Here is a 25,072-nt window from a genome sequence, read left to right on the forward strand (position 1 = left end):
TCAACCCCGTCGTTCCTCGGAACGGCGGGGTTTTTCGTGCACCCGGCGGGCCTCGGCGGCCCGATACGCTGAGCGCATGAGCAACGACGCGCCGCTGTCCGGGTCCCCGCTGACGATCGCCTCCGCCGGGTACACGGCCGACATCGCCACCGTCGGAGCGACACTGCGGACCCTGCGGCACGAGGGGCGAGACCTGGTCGTCCCGTTCGACGCCGACGAGGTCCGCCCGGTCTTCCGCGGTGCCGTCCTGGCCCCGTGGCCGAACCGGATCGTCGACGGCGAGTACTCCTTCGGCGGCGTCGACCACGAGCTGGCCCTGACCGAGCCCGCACGGCACCACGCCCTGCACGGACTCGTCGCGTGGACGGACTTCCGCGTGCAGGAGCAGGCGGACGACCACGTGGTGCTCGCCACGACCGTCCAGGCGCAGCAGGGCTACCCGTACCGCGTCGAGGTCACCGTGGAGTACCGGCTCGACGCCGAGGGGCTGCACACGACGATCACCGGGACGAACACCGGGGCCGAGGACGCACCGTGGGGGACCGGCCCGCACCCGTACCTCGTCGCGGGTACCGGCACCGTCGACGACTGGACCCTGACGCTCCCCGCCGCCCAGGTGCTCGAGGTGACGCCGGACCGGCTCGTCCCGACCGACCTGGTCCCCGTGCACGACGAGTTCGACCTGCGCACGCCCACCCTGATCGGCGACCGGTTCATCGACCACGCCTTCACCGGCTTCGACCGTGACGCCGCCGGCCTCGCCACCATCGCGGTGACGGCGGCGGACGGTCGCGGGGTCCGTGCGACCTTCGGGCCGGAGTGCGGCTGGGCCCAGGTGCACACCGCCGACCACGTCGTCCCCGAGTACCACCGCGCCGGTCTCGCCGTCGAGCCGATGACGTGCGCCCCCGACGCCTTCAACGACGGCGAGGACTGCGGCCTCGTGGTGCTCGCGCCCGGTGCCTCGCACGCCGCCGCATGGACGATCGCCGCGATCTGAGCACCCCCGACCCCGGCGTCCGCGTCGAGGTCCGCCGACTCGACCCGGTCCCCGACCTCGCGGCCCTGGCGGCGCAGGTCGCCGGGGACCTGGTGTGGCTCGACTCCGGCCTGCCCGACGGTGCTCCCGCCACGGCTCGGCCCCGGGCGCGCTTCTCTGTGCTGGCGTGGACGGACGGGCCGTTCGCCGCCCGGTTCCGGCACCAGGACCGTCGCGCGCACCTGACGGTCGCCGCGCCCGCCGAGGGGTGGTTCGGGCCCGCCCGGTCCGAGGAGCGTCCGGCCTTCGCGGTGCTGGCGGACCTGCTCCGACGCACGCCCCGCCTGCCCGAGCCGGTCGTCGGGTGCGGGTTCGCGCTGGGCTGGGTCGGGTTCCTCGGCTACGAGCTCGGCCGCGAGTCCGGCGGCCCGGACCGGACCGCCGACGGGCACGCCGACGCCGACCTGCGGTTCGTCGACCGAGCCGTCGTCGTCGACCACACCGGTGGCGCCTGGGCGCTCGCGCTGGTCGCCGACGCGGAACCGGCGGCCAGCGCGCGGAACCGCGCGTGGCTCGAGGAAGTGCCCACCCCCGCGACGTCGATCGGCGTCGTGGACGCGGCCACGGGCCTCCTGGCCGGGGTGTCCACGGCGACCGGACGCGTCACGCGCGCCGCCTACGAGCGGGCGGTCGACGCGTGCCGCGCGGAGATCCGCGAGGGGAACGCGTTCCAGGTCTGCCTCACCACCGCCTTCGCGGTCGGACTGGAGGCCCGTGGCGGCCCCGGTACGGACCCGCACCTGGGCGAGTACCTGCGGATGCGGGCGGCCGACCCGGTGCCGTTCGGCGCGTTCCTGCGGCTCGGCCCGCTGCGCGTGGCGAGCCGGTCACCGGAGCGGTTCCTGCGGATCGACGCGGCCGGAGCGGTGCTCGCGGAGCCGATCAAGGGCACGCGGCGGCGGCTCGCCGACGCGGTGGCGGACGCGGCTGCGCGGGACGACCTGGCGGCGAGCCCGAAGGACCGCGCCGAGAACGTGATGATCGTCGACCTGCTGCGGAACGACCTGCTGCGGACCGCGGTGCCCGGATCGGTGCACGTCGAGCGGCTGTGCGCCGTCGAGACGTACGCCAGCGTGCACCAGCTGGTCTCGACGATCGGGGCGGTGCTGCCGCCGGGGACGTCTCGGGCCGACGTGGTGCACGCCGCGTTCCCGCCGGGGTCGATGACCGGCGCGCCGAAGAGCAGTGCCACGGCGATCGCGGACCGGCTCGAGGGGGCGCCGCGCGGGGTGTACTCGGGCGCGATCGGGTACTTCTCGGCGAGCGGGGCGGTCGACCTGTCGGTGGCGATCCGTAGCCTCGTGACCGTGCTCGACGAGTCGGGGGCGGTGCGTTCCCGGACCCTCGGAGCAGGGGGAGCGGTGACCTGGTCGTCGGTGCCCGCGGACGAGGCGGACGAGGTCGAGACCAAGACGCGGTCGGTGCTCGGCGGGGTCGGGGCGGTTGCCAGCTGGTGAGCTGATGCCCTGATCCGAACACGTGTTCGACCAGGACTGTCCACGGATGTCGGACGCGATTGACATCATCGAACACATGTTCGAATATGAGGGCATGCAGACGGCGGCGGCACTCCGGTCGCCCACCCCGGACCGGGGCGGGCGGAGCGGTGCTGCACGCGGCGGCAGCGGTGCGGGCGGTGGCGGTGCGCGCCGGGGGCCAGACCACCTGAGCGATGCCCGGGCCGCGCTCGACCGCATCACGTCCCTGCGGTCCCGGGTGGCCGACATGGAGTCCACCCGGGTCGACACCGCCGGGCTCCCCACCGCCTCGGCACTCGAACCCCTGCTGCCCGGCGGCGCGATCCGGGTCGGTGGCACCTACGCCGTCCCCGAGTCGGTGCTGCTCGCGATCACCATGCTGCAGGCGGCCTCGGCGGCCGGGGCGTGGTGTGCGGTCGTCGGGGTGCCGTCCTTCGGGATCGAAGCCGCCGCTGCCGCGGGGATCGACCTCGAACGGCTCGTGCTCGTCCCCGATCCGGGTGACCAGTGGCTCGCCGTGACGGCGGCGATGGCCGACGTCGCCCAGATCGTCCTCACCCGACCGCTCGGCCGGGTCGTGCCGGGCGACGTGGCACGGCTGTCGGCCCGGCTGCGACAGCGCGGTGGCGCACTCGTCGCGCTCGGCTCCTGGCCCGGGGCGGACGTCACGCTGCGGGTCACGTCCTCGACGTGGAGCGGCATCGGTCAGGGCCACGGCCACCTGACGGAGCGCCGGGCCACCGTGACCGCGACCGGGCGTGCCGGCGCGGTGCGTCCGGCGACCGCCGAGCTGCTCCTGCCCGCGGCCGACGGTGCGGTCCGGGCCGCCACACCGGTGCCGATGGTGGGCTCCGGGGACACCCGCGTGCTGCGGCCCGTGGCGGTGGCGTCGTGATCGCCTCCGGGCGCGTCCGGACCGACGCGATCACGCGGGGAGCGGCACTGCCCGAACCACCCCCGACCCGGACGATCGTGCTCTGGTGCCCGGACTGGCCGGTCATCGCGGCGGCTCGGGCCGGTGGCACCCCGCCGGAGCAGCCCCTCGCCCTGACCGCGAAGGGGCTCGTGTTCGCGAGCTCCGCGTCCGCGCGTGAGCAGGGTGTCGTGCGGGGGCTCCGCGTGCGTGAGGCGCAGGCGCGGTGCCCCGAGCTCCTCGTGCAGCCCTACGACGACGCCCTCGACCACCGCGCGTTCGAGCCCGTCATCCGTGCGGTCGAGGCGGCTGTCCCGGGGGTCGAGGTGCTGCGGCCGGGCACCCTCGCGCTCCGCGCCCGCGGGCCGGCCCGGTACTACGGCGGTGAGCGCGCGGCGGCGGCGACCCTCGCCGGCATCGCGGCCGACCACGGCGCCCCCGCGGTGCGGGCCGGGGTGGCCGACACCCCGTTCGCGGCGGACCAGGCCGCCCGTGCCCGTCCGGTGCGTCCCGGTGAACGGGTGCGGCTCGTGCCCGTCGGGGGATCGGCGGACTTCCTCGCGCACCTGCCGCTCGGTGTGCTCGGCGACCCCGACCTCACGACGGTGCTCGACCGGCTCGGCATCACCACGCTCGGCGACTTCGCGGCACTCGGCGACGAACAGGTGCGGGACCGCTTCGGCGTGGCCGGGGCGTTCCTGCACCGGTTGGCCGGGGGCCGCGACCCCCGCGAGATCGCGGCGCGGGAGATCCCGCCGGAGCTCCGGGTCGAGGCGTCGTTCGAACCCCCGCTGGACCGTGCCGACCAGATCGCCTTCGCGTTCCGGCGTTCCGCCGACGACTTCGCCGAGCGACTCCGGGCCGCGGGGCTCGTGGCGACGACCATCCGTGTGGGGATCGTCGACGAGCGCGACATCCTGCTCGAACGGACCTGGGCACACCCGCGCTGGTTCGACGCCGCCGACGTGGTCGACCGGGTGCGGTGGCAGCTCGCCGGCGGGGTGGACCCCAGCGGGCTCGAGGCGCCGGTCACCTCGGTCGTGCTCGAGCCGGTCGCCGTCGACGACATGGCGAACCACGAGCGCGGGCTGTGGGGCTCCGGCCCGGACGAGCGCGTGCACCACGGCCTCGCCCGGATCCAGGGCATGGTCGGCCACGACGGTGTGGTGAGTCCGCGCATCGGTGGGGGCCGCACCCTGTCCGAGCGCGTGGTGCTCGTGCCGTGGGGCGACGCACCCGCCGGCGGTGAGCGAGCCCTGGCGACCGTCCGCGACCGTCCGTGGCCCGGCAAACTGCCCGGCCCGCCCCCCGCCACCGTGCTCGAGCGCCCCCGACCGGTCGACGTCGTCGCCGCCGGCGGTGCGAGCGTCGACGTCGACGAGCGCGGCGTGCTGTCCGGCGCACCCGAACGGTTCCGTGCCGAGGGTGACCGGGGCGGCGGCTTCTCGGCCGTGACGGCCTGGGCGGGCCCGTGGCCGCTCGTCGTCCGGTGGTGGGAGTCCGGCGGCCGACGCCTGCACCGGCTGCAGCTCGTCGACGCCGAGGGGCGCGCCTGGTACCTGGTGCTGGCGGACCACCGCTGGTGGGCAGAGGCGATCGCGACGTGACCCCGACCACCACCACCGACAGGAGCGTGACCTGATGGGCTACAGCAACCCACCCATCCCGTGGTCGCAGTTCGAGCGCGCGCTGTCCGACAAGCGGAGCCCGGGCACGGCCCACGACGGCGACGGCGGCGACAGCCCGGCGTGGTCGCGGAAGCGCGAGCCGTACGTCCCGTCGCCGCTCGACACCGACGGCGGGCCCGTCGTGCCGTACGCCGAACTGCACGCACATTCGGCCTTCAGCTTCCTCGACGGCGCCAGTCAGCCCGAGCACCTGTTCGAAGAAGCCGCTCGGCTCCGACTGCACGCCCTCGCGCTCACCGACCACGACGGCTTCTACGGGGCTGCCCGGATGGCCGAGGTCGCCGAGTCGTACCCGCAGGTCGGCACCGTCTTCGGCACCGAGCTGTCCCTGGGGCTGACCGAGCCGCAGAACGGTGTGCCCGACCCCGAGGGCTCGCACCTGCTCCTGCTCGCCGACGGCCAGGACGGCTACCACCGGCTCGCCGGCGCGGTGACGAGCGCACACCTGGCAGCCGGGTCCGAGAAGGGCAGCCCGCAGTACGACCTCGACGACCTCGCCGCGCGGGCGGACGGGCACTGGCGGGTCCTCACCGGCTGCCGGAAGGGCTCCGTGCGGCAGGCCCTCGAGCAGGGTGGCGAGTCCGCCGCCGAGACGGCGCTCCGGGTGCTGCTCGACCGGTTCGGCAGCCGCAACGTCGTCGTGGAGCTGCTCGACCACGGCGACCCGCTCGACAGCGCCCGCAACGACGCCCTGGCCACCCTCGCCGCGAAGCACGCGCTGCCCCTGGTCGCCACCGGCAACGTGCACTACGCCACCCCCGACCGGTTCCCGGTGGCGACCGCGCTCGCGGCGGTGCGTGCCCGCCGCAGCCTCGACGAGATCGACGGCTGGTTGCCCGCCGCCGACACCGCCCACCTGCGCTCCGGCGCCGAGATGGCCAGACGGTTCGGGCGCTACCCCGGCGCGATCGAGCGGACCGTGGAGCTCGCCGACGAGCTCGGGTTCCAGCTGAAGACCGTGCAGCCCGGGCTGCCCGACCTCGACGTCCCGGACGGACACACCGCGATGTCGTGGCTCCGCGAGCTCACGTGGACGGGTGCCCGGCGGTTCTACCCCGGCAGCGCGGACGGCGTCGACCCCCGCAAACGGGAGCGCATCGAGCGTGAGCTGTCCGTGATCGAGGAGAAGAACTTCCCGGGGTACTTCCTGATCGTGCGCGACATGGTGCAGTACGCCCGCGGTCGGGGCATCCTCTGCCAGGGGCGGGGCTCGGCGGCGAACTCGGCGGTCTGCTACCTGCTCGAGATCACCGCGGTGGACTCGATCCGGTACGGGCTGCCGTTCGAGCGGTTCCTGTCGGCGATGCGCGACGAGGAACCCGACATCGACGTCGACTTCGACTCGGACCGCCGCGAAGAGGTGATCCAGTACGTGTACGCCAAGTACGGCCGGCACAACGCCGCCCAGGTCGCGAACGTCATCACCTACCGGCCCAAGGGCGCGGTGCGCGACATGGCGAAGGCGCTCGGCCACAGCCCCGGGCAGCAGGACGCCTGGTCGAAGCAGGTCGAGCGGTGGGGGTCGGTGACCGAGAGCCAGGACCACGACATCCCGCCGGCGGTCGTCGGGCTCGCGAGCGACGTCCTCGGGTTCCCGCGGCACCTCGGCATCCACTCCGGCGGCATGGTGCTGACCGACCGTCCGGTGGGCGAGGTCGTGCCGATCGAGCACGCCCGGATGGACGGCCGCACCGTGCTGCAGTGGGACAAGGACGACTGCGCGTACATGGGGCTCGTGAAGTTCGACATGCTCGGGCTCGGCATGCTCGCGGCCCTGCAGTACTCGTTCGACCTGGCGGCAGAGCACTGCGGGGAGCGCTGGGAGATGCACTCCATCCCGAAGGAGGAACAGGGGGTCTACGACCAGCTCTGCCGCGCGGACACGATCGGGGTGTTCCAGGTGGAGTCCCGTGCGCAGATGGGCACCCTGCCCCGACTGCTCCCGCGGCGGTTCTACGACCTGGTGATCGAGGTCGCACTCGTCCGCCCCGGGCCCATCCAGGGCGGCGCGGTGCACCCGTACATCCGCCGGCGCACGGGCGAGGAACCGATCACCTACATGCACCCGGCGCTCGAACCCGTGCTCGAACGCACCCTCGGGGTCCCGCTGTTCCAGGAACAGCTGATGCAGATGGCGATCGCGGTCGGCAACTGCTCCGGTGACGACGCCGACCTGCTGCGACGGGCGATGGGGTCGAAGCGCGGGCACGAGAAGATCGACCGACTGCGCGACAAGCTCTACACGGGGATGGCGGACAACGGCATCCACGGGGCCGACGCCGACGCGATCTACGCGAAGATCCAGGCGTTCGCGAACTTCGGCTTCGCGGAGAGCCACTCGATCAGCTTCGCCCTCATCGTCTACGCGAGTGCGTGGATGCGGCTGCACTACCCGGGGGCGTTCCTGGCGGCACTGCTCCGGGCGCAGCCGATGGGGTTCTACTCACCGCAGACCCTGGTCGCCGACGCCCGGCGGCACGGCGTCCGCGTACTGCGACCGGACATCCTGCGGTCCGGGGTCGACGCCACGCTCGAACCGCTGCCGGACGGGGACGCCCCTGCCGGTGACGACGCGTGCCTGGCCACCGAGCAGCCACCGGTGCTGCCCTTCGACAAGGCGCTCCCCGACGACACCGCGAGCCACCGACGCGACGGTGCCTTCGCCGTGCGGCTCGGGCTCGCCGAGGTCGCGTCGCTCAGCCGGAAGAGCGCCGAGAAGATCGTCGCGGAGCGGGACGCGAACGGCCCCTTCCGCGACATGTCGGACCTGGCCCGCCGGGTCGGGCTCACCACGCCGCAGCTCGAGGCCCTCGCCGCCGCCGACGCCTTCGCCCCGTTCGACATCGACCGCCGCGGTGCGATGTGGTCGGCTGCCCAGGCGGCCGCCGAGCGTCCGGACCAGTTGCCGGACACGCAGGTGTTCGTGCAGCCGCCGCTGTTCGGGCAGATGACGAGCGGGGACGTGCTCATCGCCGACATGTGGTCGACGGGCATGACGACCGACGACCACCCCGTCCGGCACGTGCGCGACCGGCTCGCAGCCCGCCGGGTGCTCAGCGTGCAGGACACCGCGACCGCCGAGACCGGACGACGGGTCGAGGTCGGCGGGATCGTGACGCACCGGCAGCGTCCGGCGACGGCCTCCGGCATCACGTTCCTGAACGTCGAGGACGAGACCGGGCTGGTCAACGTCATCTGCAGCGTCGGGGTCTGGGGGCGCTTCCGCCGGGTGGCGCGGGAGTCCCCGGCGGTGATCGTCCGGGGCATCCTCGAGCGCTCGCCCGACGGGGTGGTCAACCTGGTGGCGGACCGCATCGAGCACCTGTCGCTGTCCGTCCGCACCCGCTCGCGGGACTTCCAGTGAGTGGTCTGCTCAGGCGAGCCGTCGTGCTCAGCGCACCTCGGGCAGGCGGATCGTGACCTCGAGCCCACCGGCGGGCACGTTGCGGAGCGACGCCGTGCCTCCCGCCCGTTCCGCCACCGCACGCACGATCGCGAGTCCCAGCCCGGAGCCGCCGGGCAGGGCGCCGGCACCGGTCGACGGGTCCGGGTTCGGGCGGGACGTCCGGGCCTCGTCCGGACGGGTGAAGCGGTCGAACGCCACCGGGATGAAGGACTCGGGCACGCCGGGGCCGTCGTCGGTGATCTGCAGCACGCCCTCGCCGCCGGTGCTCCGCCAGGACACGAAGATGCCGCCGCCGCGGGGGACTGCGGCCACGGCGTTGCCCGCGATGTTCGTGACGAGCTGGGCCATCCCGCCGGTGTCGATCCGGTACCGCGGTTCGACGGTGCCGCCGCCGATGCCCGGGCCGGAACCACCGACGGCGACGGGCGGCTCGAGGTCGAAGTCGACGGTGACGTCCTTCGCCGACGCGATGAGCCGGACGCGGTCGACCGCGGCCATCACCTCGTCGCCGAGGTCCGACCACGCGGTCTCGGGGCGCCGGTCGCCGTCCTGTTCACGGCGCTCCGACTCCTCGATCCGCGACAGGGCGAGCAGGTCGTTCGCCAGCCGTGACAACCGCGCGACGCTGTGCTTGGCGCGTTCGATGTGGGCGGCGAGGGCGGCGGCGTCGTTGCCGTCGAGCGAGGCGAGGTCCAGCTGGGTCGTCAGGATGGCCAGGGGCGTCCGGAGCTCGTGGCTGGCGTCCGACACCATCTGGCGTTCGCGCTCGGTCGCCTGCCGGGTCCGGGCGAGGAAGGCGTTGAGCGTGGTCGCCAGGGACGCCAGCTCGTCCTGGGCGGGGCCCACCGGCAGTTCGGCACGCTCCGGGGCCACGGAGAGCCGTTCGGCCTCGCGGCGCATCCGGTTCACCGGGCGCAGCGCGGTGGTCGCGAGCACCCAGGACGCCACGCCGAACGCGAGCAGGATGGCCAGGCCGGTCAGCGACAGCGTCGTCGTGAGGTCGTCGACGACGATGGCCTCGGCCTGCGAGTTGCGGGCGGCGACGACGGTCCAGCGGCCGGCCTCGTTGACGGGGTGCTCCACCACGACGCGGTACTCCGAGCCGGATGCCGTGATGATCGAGGTGCCGGCGGGGGTGGACCGCAGACTGCCGAGCGCTTGCTCGACACGATCGGGCATCGTCGACAGCACGATCTCGCCGGACGGGGACACGACGGCGACGAGCTGCGCGTTGCCCGGCGGCGAGAGGTCGGGGTCGCTGTCGACCTCGAGCGTGGCGACGTACGGGTCGGCATCGGCGTCGAGCAGGGTGCGGGTCGCACTCGCGACGACGCTCACCACCTGGAAGCGCATCACCAGGACGAGCAGCAGGATGACGATCGCGGCGATCGCTGTCGAGCCGATCGTGATCCGGGCACGCAGCGACAGCAGACGCAGCGGCCGGATCGGACCGCCGCGTCGGCGGTCCGATCGTGGGGCGTCGTCGGCCCCGCTCACGCCCCGAGCAGATCCAGGCGGTACCCGCGACCGCGGACCGTGGCGATGGCGACGGTGGCCTCGTGCGCGGTGAGCTTCTTGCGGAGGTACGAGATGTACTGCTCGACCACGTTCGGGTCGACGTGCTGCGAACCGTCCCAGACCTCTTCGAGGATCTTCGGGCGGTCGACGACACTGCCGGCGGACCGGGCGAGCAGTCGGAGCAGGGCGAACTCGGTGGGGCTCACGGCGACGCGCTGGCCCTTGATCGAGATGCGGCGGGCCTCGGAGTCGATCGACACGTCCCCGACCTCGATCGTGCGGGGTGCCCCGGCGGACTCACGACGGCCCAGCGCACGCAGCCGAGCGGTGAGCTCGGCGAAGGCGAAGGGCTTGGTGAGGTAGTCGTCCGCGCCCGCGTCGAGCCCGAACACGCGGTCGTCGACGGCATCGCGCGCGGTCACGAGCAGGATCCGCACGGGGTCCTCGCGCTCACGGATCCGCCGGGCGAGCTCGAAGCCGGACATGCCGGGCATCATCACGTCCACGACCGCCAGGTCGAACGCCTGCTCGCCGAGGGCGATGAGCGCCTCGACACCGTTCTCGACGGCCGTGACCCGGTACCCCTCGGCCGCGAGTCCGCGTTCCATCAGGGCACGCATCTCGTCGTCGTCCTCGACCACCAACAGCCGCATAGTGGACCTCCTCGGACCCATCGTGGCATCGAACCGGCGCGGACGGCCGTTCTGCGGGTCCGACTCGCTGAATCTCGTCACAGGACAAAGCAGAACGGTCTGTCCCGCGTTCTAGGGACGTGAGCGCCGCTTGCTTCGTTGCTAGGCTCCGGCAGCGGACAGCGCGACCCGATGCGCCGCCCGCACTGGGGGATCATGAACGACTCGATCGACCACCCGGCCATCGTGCGCCTGCGCGCCGAACTGGACGCCGCGTGGAAGGGCATCGGCGCGCTCGCGCAGCTGGAGGACGCTCCGCGCGACCGCGTGGTCGCGGAACTGCGGACGGCCGTGCCGGACGTGGCGAGCCGTGCTGCACGCGAGGTCGGTACCGAGGCCGTCGTCGCCGAGATCAGCCGGTACGCCGACGCCGGCATCCCGGGTGCGACCGACGTCGTGCCGACCGCGGTGATCTGGTCGGACGTCGTGCGGACGGCGTCGGAAGCGGCCTGCGCAGCGCGCTGAAGCGGACCGAGCGGCCTGCGCAGCGCGCTGAAGCAGACCGAGCGGCCTGCGCAGCGCGCTGACGCGGACTGACTAGTCGTCCTCGCCGAGCAGCTCGCCACGCACCCGTCGGATGTCCTCGAGCAGTGCCCCGATGAGCACCCAGTGCCGGGAGTTCGGTCGGACCACCTCGAGCGGCGCGGTGAGCGCCGGTTCGGAAGCCTCCGCCCACGGCCCGACGTCCGGCCCGGAGGCAGCAGTGTCCGCTCCGCCGACCCCGTCCACCGGGTCGAGCCGTGTCGACTCGACCCGCGCACTGAGGGCCCGGACGTCCGCACCGATCCGTGCCACCTCGGTCGCGATGCCGTGCACCACCGGGTCGTCGCGCAGGTCCGGTGCGGTGTTGTCACGGATCGCCCGGGTCATCCCGGTGACCCGGGTCACCAGGACGCGCAGGTGGTCGGTGGTCACCACGTCGCGGTCGAGGATCGTCCGGTGCCGGCCACTGCGGGGATTCATCGTCAGGGACTCGCGCGCCGACCCCAGGGACGCTTCGGCCTTGGCGTGCTGCTGCCGGAGTGCGCGGGCCGCGACGAGCGCCTCGTCCCAGCGCTCGCGGTCCCACCCCTCGGTCAGGCCGATCGCGATCCGCTCGAACGCCACCGCGGTGTCACGGGCGAGCCGGGCGACGGCGAGGTGCGCCGGTTCGAGCAGCACGGGCGGCACGATGAGCGCGTTCACGACCAGGGCGACGATCGCACCGATCACGGTCTCGAGGATCCGGTCGGCGGAGTAGTTCGGCGTCACGACCCCGGCAGTGAGCACGAGCATCCCGCTGATCCCCACCTGGGTGGCCGAGGTCGGGGTGAGCCGGAGCGCCCACGCGATGAGGATCGCGAGCACGATGACGAGCAGCACGACGAACACGCCGTCGCCGAGCAGCATGTGGAACCCGGTGGCGAGCACGACGCCGATCACCACGCCCGCGCTCCGCTCGAGCCCCTTCACGAACGACTGGTTGATGCTCGGCTGCACCACGAGCAGTGCAGCGATCGCCGCGAAGGTGGGGAACGGCCCCTGGATGACCAGGCGGCAGAGGAGCACGGCGGCAACCACCGCGACGGCGGTCTTCACGACCTGCAGGAACGGCGTGCGACTGGAGCTGCGGAGACGCGCGACCGGGTTCACACCGACCACGGTAGCCACCGGCCGCGCGCCGAGCCGTGCACGAACGCGACGAAACCCGCGCGACACGGTTGACTGATGTCGTGTGGCCCAACCATGAGCGCGTCATCCCGCAGGCCTTCGCCGGCTCCGGGACCTCCGTGGTGGCCGCGCGGGCGCACTCCGTCGAGCCCTCGGGCAACGGCTACCTGTACGGCTACGAGGTCGACACGGTGGACCGCAACGGCCAGCGCGCCACGGTCCTGACCTACGTCGACACCGGCGGCACCCACGACCAGAACAGCGCGATCGTCACCGACCCGGCGACGGGCGACCCGGTGTCGGTGTGGGCGTACCCCAACGACCCCGGCCTGCCCGTGCTGCCGCAGGTCACCTACCGCGACGCCGTCGCCGAGCTGCTGACCACGCTCGGCATGCCCGTCACCGACCCGGTGCTCACCGTGGCGGCGTACCGGCCCGGCAAGCGCGCGGTCGTGCGCGTCGACGCCCCCGAGCGCACCCTGTTCCTGAAGATCGTCCGTCCGCACCGGGTCGCGCCGATCGTGCAGTCGCACGAGCAGTTCGTCGCGGCCGGTCTGCCGGTGCCGCGTGTGCTGTCCAGCCGTGGCGACGGCCTGCTCGTGCTCGAGCGCATCCGCGGCGTGCCCGCCGGCAGCCGCATCCTCGACATCGCCGACGACCCCCGCTTCGTGGCGTCGCTCGCCGCGCTGAGCGGCCGGGTCGCCACCGTCCCGATGACCCAGCAGGCGCGCGCCGACGCGATGGACCACGCCGACTGGCACCGTCGCACGCTCATCGCCGCCCTGCCGCGTGACGCCGAGGAGATCGACCGCCTGTACGACGCCATCGGCCGCCGCTCCATCGGCTGGTCGAGCTCGACCAAGCAGGTCGTGCACGGCGACCTGCACCTGGAGCAGGTGTTCGTCGACGAGGACGAGCCGTGGCGCATCTCCGGCCTGCTCGACATCGACACCGCGGGCTGGGGCTTCCCGGTCCGTGACGTCGGTGCCGTCGTCGCCCACCTCGTGGTCACCGGGCTCTGGCACCGGTCCCGCGGCGACGCCGAGCGCGGCGCCGCCGCCGAGCGCCTCGCCGACGCGATCGCCCGCGACTGGGTCGCGCGCAACCCGCGCGAGGCCGACCGCATCGGACCCGCCATCGGCGCCCAGCTGCTCGCCCACGCCGGCGGCCAGGCGACCACCGGCTCCGCCAACGGGATCCAGACGGCCCAGCAGCTCCTCGCCGCGACGCAGGCCGCCCTCGCGGACGCGGCCCCGAGCCTCCCGACCGGCGGTTCGACCCGCCCGCGGTCCGCACCGCAGGTCTGAGACACGACCGAAGGACGGACTGGAGGCCCGGGTCGGGCCCGCCACGGGCCTCCCGTCCGCCGTCGCGACGCGCGCGGGCAACGCGCCGGTCGCCTCCGTCGGTGGTCCGGGAGTAAACTGAGTGCGCACGCACCGCGTTCCCGCGTGCCGCGTCGATTCCGGACGCAGCCGTCGATCACTTGATCGACGCGGGGACCGGGCCGTGACCGCCCCGAGGGGGCATCACGTGCGTGTGACCACGCCGGATCCCGGCGCGGACCGTCCGAACCTGCTCCCGGCAGGTGCTCGTGTGGAACGGCTCGCGGGAGTCCACCGGACGTCCCGATGCGGGGACCGGCGATGCGGTGGGCCACGGTGGCCCGCAGCTGAACCGGAGCCGCGCCAGGCACCGGTGCAGGACTTCCCGCCCCACGGGCGGATCGCCCCGACGTGTGGGCGGAACAGGAGGAGCGTTGGCTCGATCAGGCACCCGGCGTGCTGCCGGCGGGACGCGGACCGCGTCACGCCGCACCAGGCCGCTGGACAACGACGGCGTCATCCCCGTCCTCGCCCGCGCTGTGCGCGAGGTCGAGGCCGCGGCGCAGCGCGGACCGCTCAAGGCATCGAACCGGACGAAGTTCCAGGCGGTCGCCCTGCTCATGCGCGAAGAGCGCGCACGGGTGAAGGCCGACACGGAGCTCACCGACGCGCAGCGCGCCGAGCAGCTCAAGCGGCTCGACGGCGTGGCCACGATCCTGGCGAAGACGGCGGCGCGGGACACCAGCGTCATCCAGCTCCTCGCCGAAGAGGTCCAGGTGTCCGAGGCGACGCGTGCGGTCAAGCGCGACATGATGATCGCCGGCGGCATGGAACTGCAGCCGGAGGACCTCGTCATCGCGTCCGAGCCCGCCGCGGTGGTCGAGACCCCGGTGCGGGCCGTCGTGCCGCAGGCGGTCGTGCAGCGCCAGCTCGCGAACCCCTTCATGCCACCGGACTTCGCCCTCGCCGACCAGCCCGTCGCGCACCCGCGTCGCCTGGCGAACTGGGAGCTGTTCGGGCCGCTGTTCAAGTCGTTCGAGTACGGCGCGGGCGGGGGAGCGGCGACGATGCCGCTGCCGGAGCCCACGACGCTGCACTCGCGCTCGGGCACCACGCTCATGAAGCACCAGGCGGAACTCGTCGCCGCCGCTGCGCAGGGACACCGCACGTTCCTGCTCGCCGACGAGCCCGGCCTCGGCAAGACCGCACAGTCGCTGCTCGCCGCCGACGCCGCGAACGCGTTCCCGCTGCTCGTCGTCGTGCCGAACGTCGTCAAGACGAACTGGGCGCGTGAAGCCGAGCGCTGGGTGCCGAACCACCGCGCCACGGTGATCCACGGGGACGGCAACGACCTCGACGGGTTCGCCGACATCGTCATCGTGAACTACGAGATCCTCGACCGGCACGCCGGGTGGCTCGGCAACTTCGGGTTCAAGGGGATGGTCGTCGACGAGGCGCACTTCATCAAGAACAGGGACTCGCAGCGCGCCCGGTTCGTGCTGCAGATCGCCGAGCGCATCCGGCAGCGCACCGCCGCACCGCTGCTCATGGCGCTGACCGGTACCCCGCTGATCAACTCGGTCGAGGACTTCCGCACCATCTGGGAGTACCTCGGCTGGATCGACGACAAGAAGCCGCGCGCGAAGCTCATGAACGAGCTCGAGGAGATCGGCCTGACGCCGGCCGACCCCGGGTTCTTCGTCGAGGCCCGCCGTGCCGTCATCGACCAGGGCATCGTCCGACGCCGCAAGGTCGACGTCGCCGCGGACATCCCGGCACGCCGGATCGCCGACATCCCCGTCGAGCTCGACGGTGACGAGGGTCGCTCCATCCGCGACGCCGAGCGCGAGCTCACCGCGAAGCTCGTCCGCCGCTACCACCAGGCGCTCGACGCCCGCACCGGGCAGGACCCGGTCGTCGGCATCGACCACAAGCTGGTCCGCCAGGTCGCCCGCTGGGAGCTCGAGGACCAGGACGCCTCGTCGACCGGCGAGAACGTGTTCTCGATGGTCCGCCGCATCGGCCGTGCCAAGGCCCAGCTCGCGGCCGACTACGCGGCGCAGCTCGCCTCGAACGTCGGCAAGGTCGTGTTCTTCGCGAAGCACCTCGACGTGATGGACCAGGCGGAAGAGGTGTTCGCCCGTCGCGGGCTGCGCACCGCCACGATCCGCGGCGACCAGACCCCGACGCAGCGCACGGCCGAGATCGACTCGTTCGTGAACGACCCCGACGTCGCCGTCATCGTCTGCTCGCTGACCGCGGCCGGTGTCGGTCTGAACCTGCAGGTGTCGTCGAACGTCGTCCTCGCCGAGCTGTCGTGGACGAGCGCCGAGCAGACCCAGGCGATCGACCGCGTGCACCGCATCGGGCAGGAAGAGCCCGTCACCGCGTGGCGCATCATCGCCGCGCAGACGATCGACACCAAGATCGCCGAGCTCATCGACTCGAAGGCGTCCCTGGCCGCCCGCGCGCTCGACGGTTCGGACGAAGAGGTCGTCGACTCCGGTGACATCCAGCTCGACGCGATGGCTGCGCTGCTGACCGAGGCGCTCGGCGGCTAGCGCCGGCGCGTCCGGCGCTGACAGCAAAACACCGGTGTTCGCACTCTGAACCGCGTCATGCGCGTGTTCGGAGCGTGAGCACCGGTGTTTTGCGGAGGGCCGCCTGCTCAGATGCGGGACTGCACCTCGGCCAGGGACGGGTTCGTCGCCGTCGAGCCGTCGGGGAACACGAGCGTCGGCACGGTCTGGTTGCCGCCGTTGACCTCGGCGACGAGCTCGGCGGTACCCGGGGTCTGCTCGATGTCGACCTCGGTGAAGGGCACCCCGGCCTTCGACATCTGGTTCTTCAGGCGGGCGCAGTAGCCGCACCACGTGGTGGTGAACATCGTGACGCCGCCGGCTTCGGGCGTGAACTGCTCGCGGGTGATCGTGTCGCTCATCCCTGCAGGCTAACCCCGGGTGCGGGGAAACCTCGCAGCGCCTGGTAGACAAGAGCGTGTGAGCCACACGCACCTCGAGATCGAGCGCACCTACGACCTGCCCGAGGGCGGTGCCCTCCCCGACCTCGTCGGCGCGGGCGGCATCCTCCGCACCGAGCACCAGGAGCCGTTCGAACTGGACGCGACCTACTGGGACACCGAGCGGTACGACCTGGTGGCCGCGCGGGTGACCGTGCGCCGCCGCACGGGTGGCCCCGACGCCGGCTGGCACATCAAGCGCTCGGAGTCGGACACGGTCCGCCACGAGCAGCAGTTCCCCCTGACCGACGACGCCGACACGGTGCCCGACGAGGTCCTCGCCGCGCTCTTCACGGAGCGTCGTGGCCGCGGGCTGCGTCCCGTCGTCCGGATCACGACCACCCGCACCGTCACCCGACTGCTCGACGAGGACGGCGACCAGATCGCCGAGCTCGCCGACGACCAGGTCACCGCACAGCGTCTCGACGACGACGCCCCCGAGACCCCGCGCACCTGGCGCGAGGTCGAGGTCGAGACCGTCCACGGCGTCGACCCGCAGATCGCCCACGAGCTGTTCGCGGCCCTCGACGGACGCTTCGCGGCCGTCGGCGCCGGCCCCGCCGCCGTCGCGTCCAAGCTGGCACGCGGGCTGGCAGGAGCACCGGCACCGCGCCTCCAGACCGAGGAGAAGCCGGCCAAGGGCACGACCGCACGCATCCTGGCGAAGCGGGTGCGCAAGCTGCGCGTCGCGCTGCTCGGCCAGGAGGCCCGGCTCCGCTCCGGCGACACGGCCGACCTCCGGCAGGCGGCCGACACCACCCTCGAGATCGCCGCGATCCTGGGCGCGTACCGCCCGGCGTTCCCCGACGGCGAGGCCGTCGACCGCGCCGCCGAGGCGGCGGACGGCCTGGCGGGCGTCACCGCGCGTGCGGCGCTGGCCGAGTACCTGATCGACCGGCTGCCGCGGGCGTCGTCGCCGGCGCAGGACGACCTGGTCGACGCGATGACCCGCGAGCGCATCCTCGCCTCGACCCGGGAACGTCGCGACCAGGCGGTGCGGGACGTCGTCGCGTTCCTGCACGGCGAGCCGTTCCTCGAGCTGCTCGACGCCCTCGACGACGCTGCCGAGCGCCCGGCTCCGACGGCGTGGTCGCTCCGCGCACCGAAGCAGGTCGCGCAGGACGTCGGCGCCGACGTGAAGCCGCGTGTGCGCGAGCTCGTCCGGGCCGCCGTCGCCGACGACACCTCGGACACCGCTGCCGAGCGCGAGGCCGCCGACCGGACCACCACCGAGGCCGCGTGGCAGGAGACGATGCGCGCCCGGATGGCGATGGACGTGCTCGGCGACGACGCGTTCCCGCACGCGCTGTGGAAGCGGATCGGCACCGCTGCCGACGTGCTGACCGAACGGGTGCGGTCCCTGCACGCCCTCGACATCCTGCGGGCGAACGCGGCGATCGCGGAGCGCGGGGGTGAGGGCACGTTCGGGTACGGCGTGCTCGCGGGGGACCGGGTGCGCCTGGCCGAGGAGTCCTACGACGAGGCGGTGCACGCGCTCAACCGCGTGTGAGCGGGGTGCGCGCTGCGTGCGCTGCGTGCGCTTCGCTCGCTTGGTGAGCAGAAGAGGTCGGGTCCCGCGTTCGGACCCGACCTCTTCTGCTCACGAAGTGCGAGGCGTCGCTCAGCCCGCGGCGATCGGGTTGGCGGTCGCGGCGGCGGGCGTCTCGTCGGCGAGCCCGAGCACGTCGAGCAGCCAGGCGAGTTCGAACGCCCGCTCCTTCCACGACGCGTAGCGACCGCTGACACCACCGTGGCCGGCGGACATCTCGGTCTTCAGCAGCACCGGAGCGCCGACCTCGCGGAGCTTCGCGGTCCACTTCGCGGGCTCGACGTAGAGCACGCGGGTGTCGTTGATCGAGGTCACGGCGAGGATCTGCGGGTACTGCACGTCGTCGCGGACGTTCTCGTACGGGGTGTACTCGCTCATGTAGCGGTAGACCTCGGCGTCGTGCAGCGGGTCGCCCCACTCGTCCCACTCGATGACGGTGAGGGGCAGGTCCGGGTCGAGGATGCTCGTGAGCGCGTCGACGAACGGCACGGCGGCCAGGATGCCGGCGAACCGCTCGGGTGCGAGGTTGGCGACCGCACCCATCAGGAGCCCGCCCGCGCTGCCACCCTCGGCCACGAGGCGGTCGGCGCTCGTGCGGCCGGACTCGATCAGGTGCTCGGCGACCGCGACGAAGTCGGTGAAGGTGTTCTTCTTCGTCAGGGTCTTGCCGTTCTCGTACCAGTGCCGGCCGAGCTCACCACCACCACGGATGTGCGCGACGGCGAAGACGACACCGCGGTCGAGCATCGACAGGCGCATGACGCTGAAGCCGGGGTCGATCGAGTGCTCGTACGAGCCGTAGCCGTAGAGGTGCAGCGGTGCCGGGGTGCCGTCCTCGACGGCGTCACGACGCCAGACGAGCGAGATCGGCACGCGGGTACCGTCCAAGGCGGTCGCCCAGTCGCGCTCCTGCACGTAGTCGGCCGGGTCGTAGCCGCCGAGCACGGGCTGGCGCTTCAGGACCGTGACCTCGCCGGTGGCCAGGTCGAGGTCGCTGACCTCGGAAGGGGTCACGAACGACGTGTACCCGATCCGGAGCGTCGGCTGCTCCCACTCCGGGTTGCCGCCGAGCCCCGCCGAGAACAGTGCTTCGTCGAAGGGGACCTCGTGCGCGTCGCCGTAGCCGTCGCCCTCGATCGGGATGATCGCGACGCGGGGGAGTGCCTCGGAGCGGTACTCCAGGGCGAGGTGTCCGGCGAAGGCGTCGACCGACTCGATGCGGCGCTCGGTGTGGTGCGCCACGACGACGCGGCGGTCACGCTCGGACGTCGGGTCGTCGGCGGGGACGTCGACGAGCTCGAAGTTCTCGGCGCCGTCGTTGTGCAGCACCAGGAACCGGTCGCTGCCGCCGACGATGGCGTGCTCGATCTCGTACTCGACACCCTCGCGCCGGGGCCAGACGACCTGGAACTCACCGGTCGGGTCCGCGGCGTCGAGGACGTGCGCCTCGGACGTGATCTTCGAGCCGAGCTCGATGACGATGTACTGCGATGAGCGGGTGACACCGACACCGACCCAGTAGCGGTCGTCGGGCTCCTCGAACACCAGGACGTCCTCAGACGCCGCGGTGCCGACCGTGTGGCGCCAGATCTTGTCCGGACGCCACGACTCGTCGACCGTGGGGTAGAAGACGTAGCGGCCGGCCGGGTCGAACGTGGCGCCGGCGCCCGTGTTCGGGATGGCGTCGCCGAGGTCGGTCCCCGAGGCCAGGTCGCGCACGTGCAGGGTGTACCGCTCGTCACCCTCGACGTCGATGCCGTAGACCAGGCGGGTGCCGTCGTCGCTGATGTCGTAGGTGCCGAGGGAGAAGAACTCGTGGCCGTCGGCCAGGGCGTTGCCGTCGAGGACCACCTGCTCGCCGGGGAGTGTCGACTCGCCCTCGACGACGGCGGGCGGTGTCCAGTCGTCGGGGCCGGCGACGGGCACGCGGCAGTGCACGCCGTACTGGCTGCCCTCGGCGGTGCGGGTGAAGTACCACCAGTCGCCCATGCGGACCGGCACGGAGAGGTCGGTCTCCTGGACGCGGCTCTTCACCTCGGCGAAGATGCGGTCGCGCAGCGGCGCGAGGTGCGCGGTGGCGGCGTCGGTGTGGGCGTTCTCGGCTTCGAGGTACGCCAGGGTGTCGGGGGATTCCTTGTCCCGCAGCCACTCGTAGTCGTCGACGAAGTCGATGCCGTGGTGGGTCCGTGTCACGGGCCGCTTGGCGGCGCTGGGCGGGGTGGATGCGGTGTGCTCGTTGCTCACCGTCCCACCCTATTCGCCCGCACCCCCGGTCAGGCCGCCGTGCGCTCGCAGCCGCCCGCCGCCGCCTGCACCCGCTGCTCGAACGCCTCGAGCTCGTCGACCACGGCCGGTGCGACCCACGCCCGGTCTCGGAGACGATCGGTGACCGGACGGAGCACTCCCGCCAGCACCAGGTCGTGGGTGACGCACTCGACCTCGTCGGTGGTGAGCAGGGTGTCCAGGTGCGCTTCGGTCAGGACGGGGTCGTCGGCGAGCGCACGGCCGACGACGGCGTGCGGGCCCGAGGCGCAGGGGCCGACGGACCGATCGGCGTCGTGCTCGGCGAGCAGCAGGGCGCTCAGCGTCGCCTCGTCGCACACCGTCCCGATCGCCAGGGCCAGGTCGACCACGAACCCGGTGACCTTGCCGTCGCGGTACTGCTCGAGGTGCCGGAAGTACCGCCGCCGATCCGCCGCGAGCGCGGTGGCCACCGGTGCCGTGACCGTGGTCGTCACCCCGCGAAGCCGGAGCACGGCACCGATCAGCGCGCGCCCGATCCGACCGTTGCCGTCGGTGAACGGGTGGATCGACTCGAACTGGGCGTGGGCGATCGCGGCCTGGGCGATCGGGTGCAGGTCCACACGGTGCACGAACGCGAACAGGTCGGCCATCAGCGGTGCCACGAGCTCGGGCGGTGGTGGCACGTACACGGCATCGCGGGGCGTGGCACCGCCGCCGATCCAGTTCTGCACGTCGCGGTACCGGCCGGCGTACCGTCCGTCCACCGGGTCGTCGCGCATCAGCAGGCGGTGCGCCTCGAGCAGGGAGGCCTCGGTGACGGTGCCCGAGTCCGCTCCGGACACCAGGTGCTCGACGGCGCCGCCGGCCCGGACGACCGCGGTGGCACCGGCGTTCGCCCGGATGCCGACGAGGGCCCGTGCCAGGTCGTCGATCGACGCGGACTCGTCCTCGATCCGCGACGACGCCACGGCTTCGGTCCGGCCGAGCACGGACCCGAGCGGCGCGAGCCGGGAGCCGTGGTGGACGTCGAGGGCGCGCAGGGCCGTGGCGCTCCGGTCGAGCAGCGCGACGGTGTCGTCGTCGGGCGTCCACCGAGCCCTCGCGATGGACGGGGCCAGCGACACCCGCACGGTGGTCACCAGCCGGTCGTCACGGCACCCGCGGACGGTGCTCCGCCACGGTCGCTCGCTGCGTTCGTGCGTGGGCCAGGTGTCGCTCCGGTGTGCCATCCCGCGACGGTAGAGCCACCCGGACGCTCGACGCCAGGAATCGGTATTTCGCCCGCTCGCCGCCTGCCGCCGCTTGCCGCCGCGGGCCCGCCCGGCGCCGCCGTCCCGACCCCCCGGCCCCGCCGCGCGCCCCTGCGACGGCGCCCGCCCGCGCACCGCGCCCCCGCGTACCGTTGGTGCCATGAGCAACTCCTTCGCGATCACCGGTGCCCACGTCGTCCCCGTCTCCGCTCCAGCCTTCGACGGCGGCGCGGTCGTCGTCGAGGACGGCCGGATCACCGCGATCGGTCCGGACGTCTCCCCGCCCGAGGGGATGACGGTCCTCGACGCCGCGGGTTCCTGGCTCGTCCCCGGCTTCGTCGAGGCGCACGGCCACGTCGGCATCCACGAGGAGGCCAACGGCGAGGCCGGCAACGACACGAACGAGATGACCGCCCCGAACATGGCCGGCGTCCGCGCGATCGACGCGATCGACATCGACGACGAGGGCTTCCGGGACGCGCTCGCCGGTGGGATCACGAGCATCGTCGTCAAGCCCGGCTCCGGCAACCCGATCGGCGGGCAGAGCGTCGCCATCAAGACCTGGGGCGGCCGGACGATCGACGAGCAGCTCATCTCCGACTCGGTCAGTGTGAAGAGCGCCCTCGGCGAGAACCCAAAGCGCGTCTACGGCGGCAAGGGCCAGACGCCCTCGACCCGGCTCGGCGTCGCGAAGATCATCCGTGACGCCTTCGTGGAGGCGCAGAACTACAAGGCCGCCCGCGACGCAGCAGCCGCGAAGGACGAGCCGTTCGCCCGCGACCTGACGAAGGAGACGCTCGTCCGGGTCCTCGACGGCGAGCTCGTCTGGGACCAGCACACCCACCGCCACGACGACATCGCCACCGCGATCCGCCTGTCCGAGGAGTTCGGCTACCGCCTCGTCGTGAACCACGGCACCGAGGCGCACAAGATCGCCGACGTGCTGGCCGCCAAGGACATCCCGGTCATCTACGGCCCGCTCTTCACCAGCCGCTCGAAGGTCGAGCTCCGCGACCGCGGCATCCCGAACCTCGCCACGATCGCGGCAGCCGGGGTCCGAGTCGCGATCACGACGGACGCGCCGGTCGTGCCGATCAACATGCTCGTCGACCAGGCGACCGCCGCCGTGAAGGAGGGCCTGCCCGCCCAGACCGCACTCGAGGCGCTCACCGTCAACCCGGCCGAGTTCCTCGGGTTCGGGGACCGCGTCGGGCGCCTGGCCGAGGGTTACGACGCCGACCTCGTGCTCTGGGACGGCGATCCGCTCGACGCGACCAGCCGCGCGACGCGCGTCTGGATCGACGGCAAGTCCGTCTTCACGTGGGCCGACGGAGCCGGCGTCACCACCCCGCGCTGGTAGCGGGTGCAGAGCCTGGAGGCCCGGATCGCGACGTGCCTGCGAGTCGCGATCCGGGCCTCCAGGCCGTTGCGCCGGGGGCGCCGCGTGCTCAGACCTCGCGCGCCAGCAGGAAGTCGTTGATGCGGGTCGTGAGTTCGGCGTCGATTGGACGCGCGTCGCCGTTCACCGAACGGATCGGCGCAGCCTGCCGCACGCTCGACACGAGCCAGAGCGCGTCCGCGGCCGCCAGGTCGGCGAGCGTGACGAGTTCGTAGGCGGTCTCGATGCCCTCCTGCTCGGCGAAGCGGAACACGTCGGCCTGCGTCGTGCCGGCCAGGATCCCGATGTCGGTGCGGGGCGTGACGAGCCGGTCGCCGACCTTCATGATCAGGTTGGCGCGCGTGCCCTCGAGCACGTACCCGTCGCTCGAGACGAACAGGGCGTCGTCGGCGCCGCGGCGGACGGCTTCGCGCAGGGCGGCCATGTTGACGCCGTACGACAGCGTCTTCGCGCCCTGCAGCAGCCACGGCGAGGTGCGCTCGACGTCGTGCCGGTACCCGCGGTCCAGGACGACGACGGAGATGCCCTCGGTGCGGGCGGCCGTGGAGTCACCCGACGGCGCGGCGTAGACCCACCCGGTCGGACGGTCGGTGCCCTCGACGCCGCGGGTCAGGACGGTCTTGGCGAAGGCCTCGCGCACCGGGTCGAGGCGGGCGCAGACGGCCTCGATGGCCTGGCGCCAGGCCTCCGGGTCGGGGGCGGGCAGGTCGAGCATCGCGGCGGAGCGGCCGAAGCGGGCGAGGTGCGCCTCGAGGGCCTGGGGCCGACCGTCGATCACCGTGATCGTCTCGAACACGCCGTCGCCGCGCGTGACGCCGAGGTCCTGCACCTGCACGTGCTCCTCGAGCGGCTTCGCCCAGGTGAAGGCGTCCGCCGCGGGGTCGTGCGGCGCGGCGTCGCGGGAGGGCTGGTTGAGGACGGCGAGCACGGTTTCGGTCATGCGTCCATCCAACCGCAGCTCAGCCGGCTTCGGGCAGCGCGCCCAGCAGCTTCCACACGGCGGGCGTCAGCTCGGGGTGCTGCAGCGCGATCCGGCGCAGCCGGTGGTACTCCTCGCCCAGCCGGGTGCCCTGCCCGGACGCCGGATGGCTCGACCACTGCGCGTGCCGCTTGCCGATCGCCTCGTCCAGGTCGACGGCGTCCGCGCGCAGGATCAGCACGACCTGCTCGTCGACGGTGGGGAGCGTCGGCATGAACTCCCACGGGTCCTCGCCCTGACGACTGCGGTGCTCGACGAGCATCGAGATCTCCTCGGCGGCCTCGGCGCGCAGCACTTCGAGGCTGCGCCCGGTCCTGCGGGGCTCAGCCATGGTGCCCCCGCAGCACGCCTGCCATGGGAAAAGCGTACGACACTCCATCGGTCACACTGGACGCGTGACCCTTCGCGACGAGAGCAAGTCCCAGCATCCCCGGGTGGTGGTCGTGTACCTGCTGCGCGACGGCGAGGCAGGCCCCGAGGTGCTGCTGGGGGAGAAGCGCCGCGGTCTCGGCACGGGCCGTCTGGTCGGCCCCGGCGGCAAGCGCGAGCCCGGTGAGTCGGCGGTCGAGACCGCCGTGCGCGAGGTGCGTGAAGAGGTCGGCCTGCGGCTCGACGCTGTCGACCTGGAGGCCCGTGGCACGTTGGACTACCGGTTCCCGTACCGACCGTCCTGGTCGCAGGTCTCGGACGTCTTCGTCTGCCGCCGCTGGCAGGGAGACCCGTCGGGCTCCGACGAACTGGAGCCGCGGTGGATCCCCGTCGACACCGTCCCGTACGACGCCATGTGGGACGACGCCCGGTACTGGTTGCCGGGGGTGCTCGCGGGCGGCAGCGTCCGCGCGCGGTTCACGTTCGCCGAGGACGACGCGACCGTCGCCGGGTTCACCGGGACGGGTGTCGGTGTCGGCGTGGGTGAGTAGCTG

Annotated in this window: 19 protein-coding genes; 11 read left to right on the top strand and 8 right to left on the bottom strand. The window is 73.0% G+C overall.

What is annotated here, in order from left to right; all coding sequences use genetic code 11:
- Positions 1-76: 76 nt before the first annotated feature.
- The 5 genes from DEJ08_RS05535 to DEJ08_RS05555 all read left to right on the top strand — a co-directional run bounded on the left by DEJ08_RS05535 (position 77) and on the right by DEJ08_RS05555 (position 8,482).
- Positions 77-1,000: an aldose 1-epimerase family protein gene (locus DEJ08_RS05535; protein ID WP_111054877.1), complete on the top strand. Its 924-nt coding sequence runs from the start codon at positions 77-79 to the stop codon at positions 998-1,000.
- On the top strand, positions 979-2,496 hold the full coding sequence (locus tag DEJ08_RS05540) for an anthranilate synthase component I family protein (RefSeq protein WP_111054878.1): 1,518 nt from the start codon (positions 979-981) through the stop codon (positions 2,494-2,496). The genes DEJ08_RS05535 and DEJ08_RS05540 overlap by 22 nt, the downstream gene beginning before the upstream one ends.
- Positions 2,497-2,572: 76 nt before the next feature.
- Positions 2,573-3,412 carry a DnaE2-dependent mutagenesis accessory factor ImuA' gene (gene imuA' / locus DEJ08_RS05545; protein ID WP_181439018.1) on the top strand — a complete coding sequence of 280 codons (840 nt, stop codon included), beginning with the start codon at positions 2,573-2,575 and terminating at the stop codon, positions 3,410-3,412.
- Positions 3,409-5,037: a DNA polymerase Y family protein gene (locus tag DEJ08_RS05550; protein ID WP_111054879.1), complete on the top strand. Its 1,629-nt coding sequence runs from the start codon at positions 3,409-3,411 to the stop codon at positions 5,035-5,037. The genes imuA' and DEJ08_RS05550 overlap by 4 nt, the downstream gene beginning before the upstream one ends.
- A gap of 34 nt (positions 5,038-5,071) precedes the next feature.
- Positions 5,072-8,482, top strand: a complete 3,411-nt coding sequence (locus DEJ08_RS05555; RefSeq protein ID WP_111054880.1) for an error-prone DNA polymerase — start codon at positions 5,072-5,074, stop codon at positions 8,480-8,482.
- A gap of 27 nt (positions 8,483-8,509) precedes the next feature.
- Here the strand turns inward: DEJ08_RS05555 and DEJ08_RS05560 are convergent, their stop codons facing one another.
- Complete coding sequence (locus DEJ08_RS05560; protein WP_111054881.1) at positions 8,510-10,021, bottom strand: sensor histidine kinase; 1,512 nt, start codon at positions 10,019-10,021, stop codon at positions 8,510-8,512.
- Entirely contained in the window at positions 10,018-10,695 is a 678-nt protein-coding gene (locus tag DEJ08_RS05565) for a response regulator transcription factor (RefSeq protein WP_017885962.1), read from the bottom strand. Before DEJ08_RS05565 ends, DEJ08_RS05560 begins: the two co-directional genes overlap by 4 nt.
- Before the next feature lie 171 nt (positions 10,696-10,866).
- Here DEJ08_RS05565 and DEJ08_RS05570 point away from each other — a divergent pair, with 171 nt between their 5' ends.
- Positions 10,867-11,199 carry a hypothetical protein gene (locus tag DEJ08_RS05570; protein ID WP_111030517.1) on the top strand — a complete coding sequence of 111 codons (333 nt, stop codon included), beginning with the start codon at positions 10,867-10,869 and terminating at the stop codon, positions 11,197-11,199.
- Between the two features lie 72 nt (positions 11,200-11,271).
- Here DEJ08_RS05570 and DEJ08_RS05575 read toward each other — a convergent pair whose 3' ends face one another.
- The gene (locus tag DEJ08_RS05575) at positions 11,272-12,366 is read right to left on the bottom strand and encodes an FUSC family protein (RefSeq protein ID WP_111054892.1); all 1,095 of its coding nucleotides are present in this window, start codon (positions 12,364-12,366) and stop codon (positions 11,272-11,274) included.
- Positions 12,367-12,446: 80 nt separating this feature from the next.
- Here DEJ08_RS05575 and DEJ08_RS05580 point away from each other — a divergent pair, with 80 nt between their 5' ends.
- Positions 12,447-13,691, top strand: coding sequence for a phosphotransferase enzyme family protein (locus DEJ08_RS05580; RefSeq protein WP_071405569.1), 1,245 nt, complete (start codon positions 12,447-12,449; stop codon positions 13,689-13,691).
- 452 nt (positions 13,692-14,143) lie between these two features.
- The gene (locus DEJ08_RS05585) at positions 14,144-16,270 is read left to right on the top strand and encodes a DEAD/DEAH box helicase (RefSeq protein WP_181422702.1); all 2,127 of its coding nucleotides are present in this window, start codon (positions 14,144-14,146) and stop codon (positions 16,268-16,270) included.
- 107 nt (positions 16,271-16,377) lie between these two features.
- On the opposite strand, the gene DEJ08_RS05590 is transcribed toward DEJ08_RS05585, so the two are convergent.
- Entirely contained in the window at positions 16,378-16,650 is a 273-nt protein-coding gene (locus tag DEJ08_RS05590; RefSeq protein WP_071405571.1) for a mycoredoxin, read from the bottom strand.
- Positions 16,651-16,708: 58 nt separating this feature from the next.
- On the opposite strand from DEJ08_RS05590, the gene DEJ08_RS05595 reads away from it, so the two are divergent.
- The gene (locus DEJ08_RS05595) at positions 16,709-18,238 is read left to right on the top strand and encodes a CYTH domain-containing protein (protein ID WP_181438354.1); all 1,530 of its coding nucleotides are present in this window, start codon (positions 16,709-16,711) and stop codon (positions 18,236-18,238) included.
- A 111-nt stretch (positions 18,239-18,349) separates the two neighbouring features.
- On the opposite strand, the gene DEJ08_RS05600 is transcribed toward DEJ08_RS05595, so the two are convergent.
- Positions 18,350-20,521, bottom strand: a complete 2,172-nt coding sequence (locus DEJ08_RS05600; protein ID WP_111054883.1) for a S9 family peptidase — start codon at positions 20,519-20,521, stop codon at positions 18,350-18,352.
- Between the two features lie 29 nt (positions 20,522-20,550).
- Complete coding sequence (locus tag DEJ08_RS05605; RefSeq protein ID WP_284180510.1) at positions 20,551-21,750, bottom strand: Fic family protein; 1,200 nt, start codon at positions 21,748-21,750, stop codon at positions 20,551-20,553.
- A gap of 181 nt (positions 21,751-21,931) precedes the next feature.
- Between DEJ08_RS05605 and DEJ08_RS05610 the strand changes: the two genes are divergently transcribed.
- The gene (locus DEJ08_RS05610) at positions 21,932-23,131 is read left to right on the top strand and encodes an amidohydrolase (RefSeq protein ID WP_111054255.1); all 1,200 of its coding nucleotides are present in this window, start codon (positions 21,932-21,934) and stop codon (positions 23,129-23,131) included.
- Between the two features lie 88 nt (positions 23,132-23,219).
- Here the strand turns inward: DEJ08_RS05610 and DEJ08_RS05615 are convergent, their stop codons facing one another.
- Together DEJ08_RS05615 and DEJ08_RS05620 are read right to left on the bottom strand one after the other, a co-directional pair.
- On the bottom strand, positions 23,220-24,110 hold the full coding sequence (locus tag DEJ08_RS05615) for an aminodeoxychorismate lyase (protein WP_027464735.1): 891 nt from the start codon (positions 24,108-24,110) through the stop codon (positions 23,220-23,222).
- A gap of 19 nt (positions 24,111-24,129) precedes the next feature.
- Complete coding sequence (locus tag DEJ08_RS05620) at positions 24,130-24,480, bottom strand: tryptophan synthase subunit alpha (RefSeq protein ID WP_027464736.1); 351 nt, start codon at positions 24,478-24,480, stop codon at positions 24,130-24,132.
- Between the two features lie 64 nt (positions 24,481-24,544).
- On the opposite strand from DEJ08_RS05620, the gene DEJ08_RS05625 reads away from it, so the two are divergent.
- Positions 24,545-25,069, top strand: coding sequence for an 8-oxo-dGTP diphosphatase (locus tag DEJ08_RS05625; RefSeq protein WP_181438956.1), 525 nt, complete (start codon positions 24,545-24,547; stop codon positions 25,067-25,069).
- Positions 25,070-25,072 lie beyond the last annotated feature (3 nt).

The organism is Curtobacterium sp. MCLR17_054, assembly GCF_003234335.2.
Lineage (GTDB): Bacteria > Actinomycetota > Actinomycetes > Actinomycetales > Microbacteriaceae > Curtobacterium > Curtobacterium flaccumfaciens.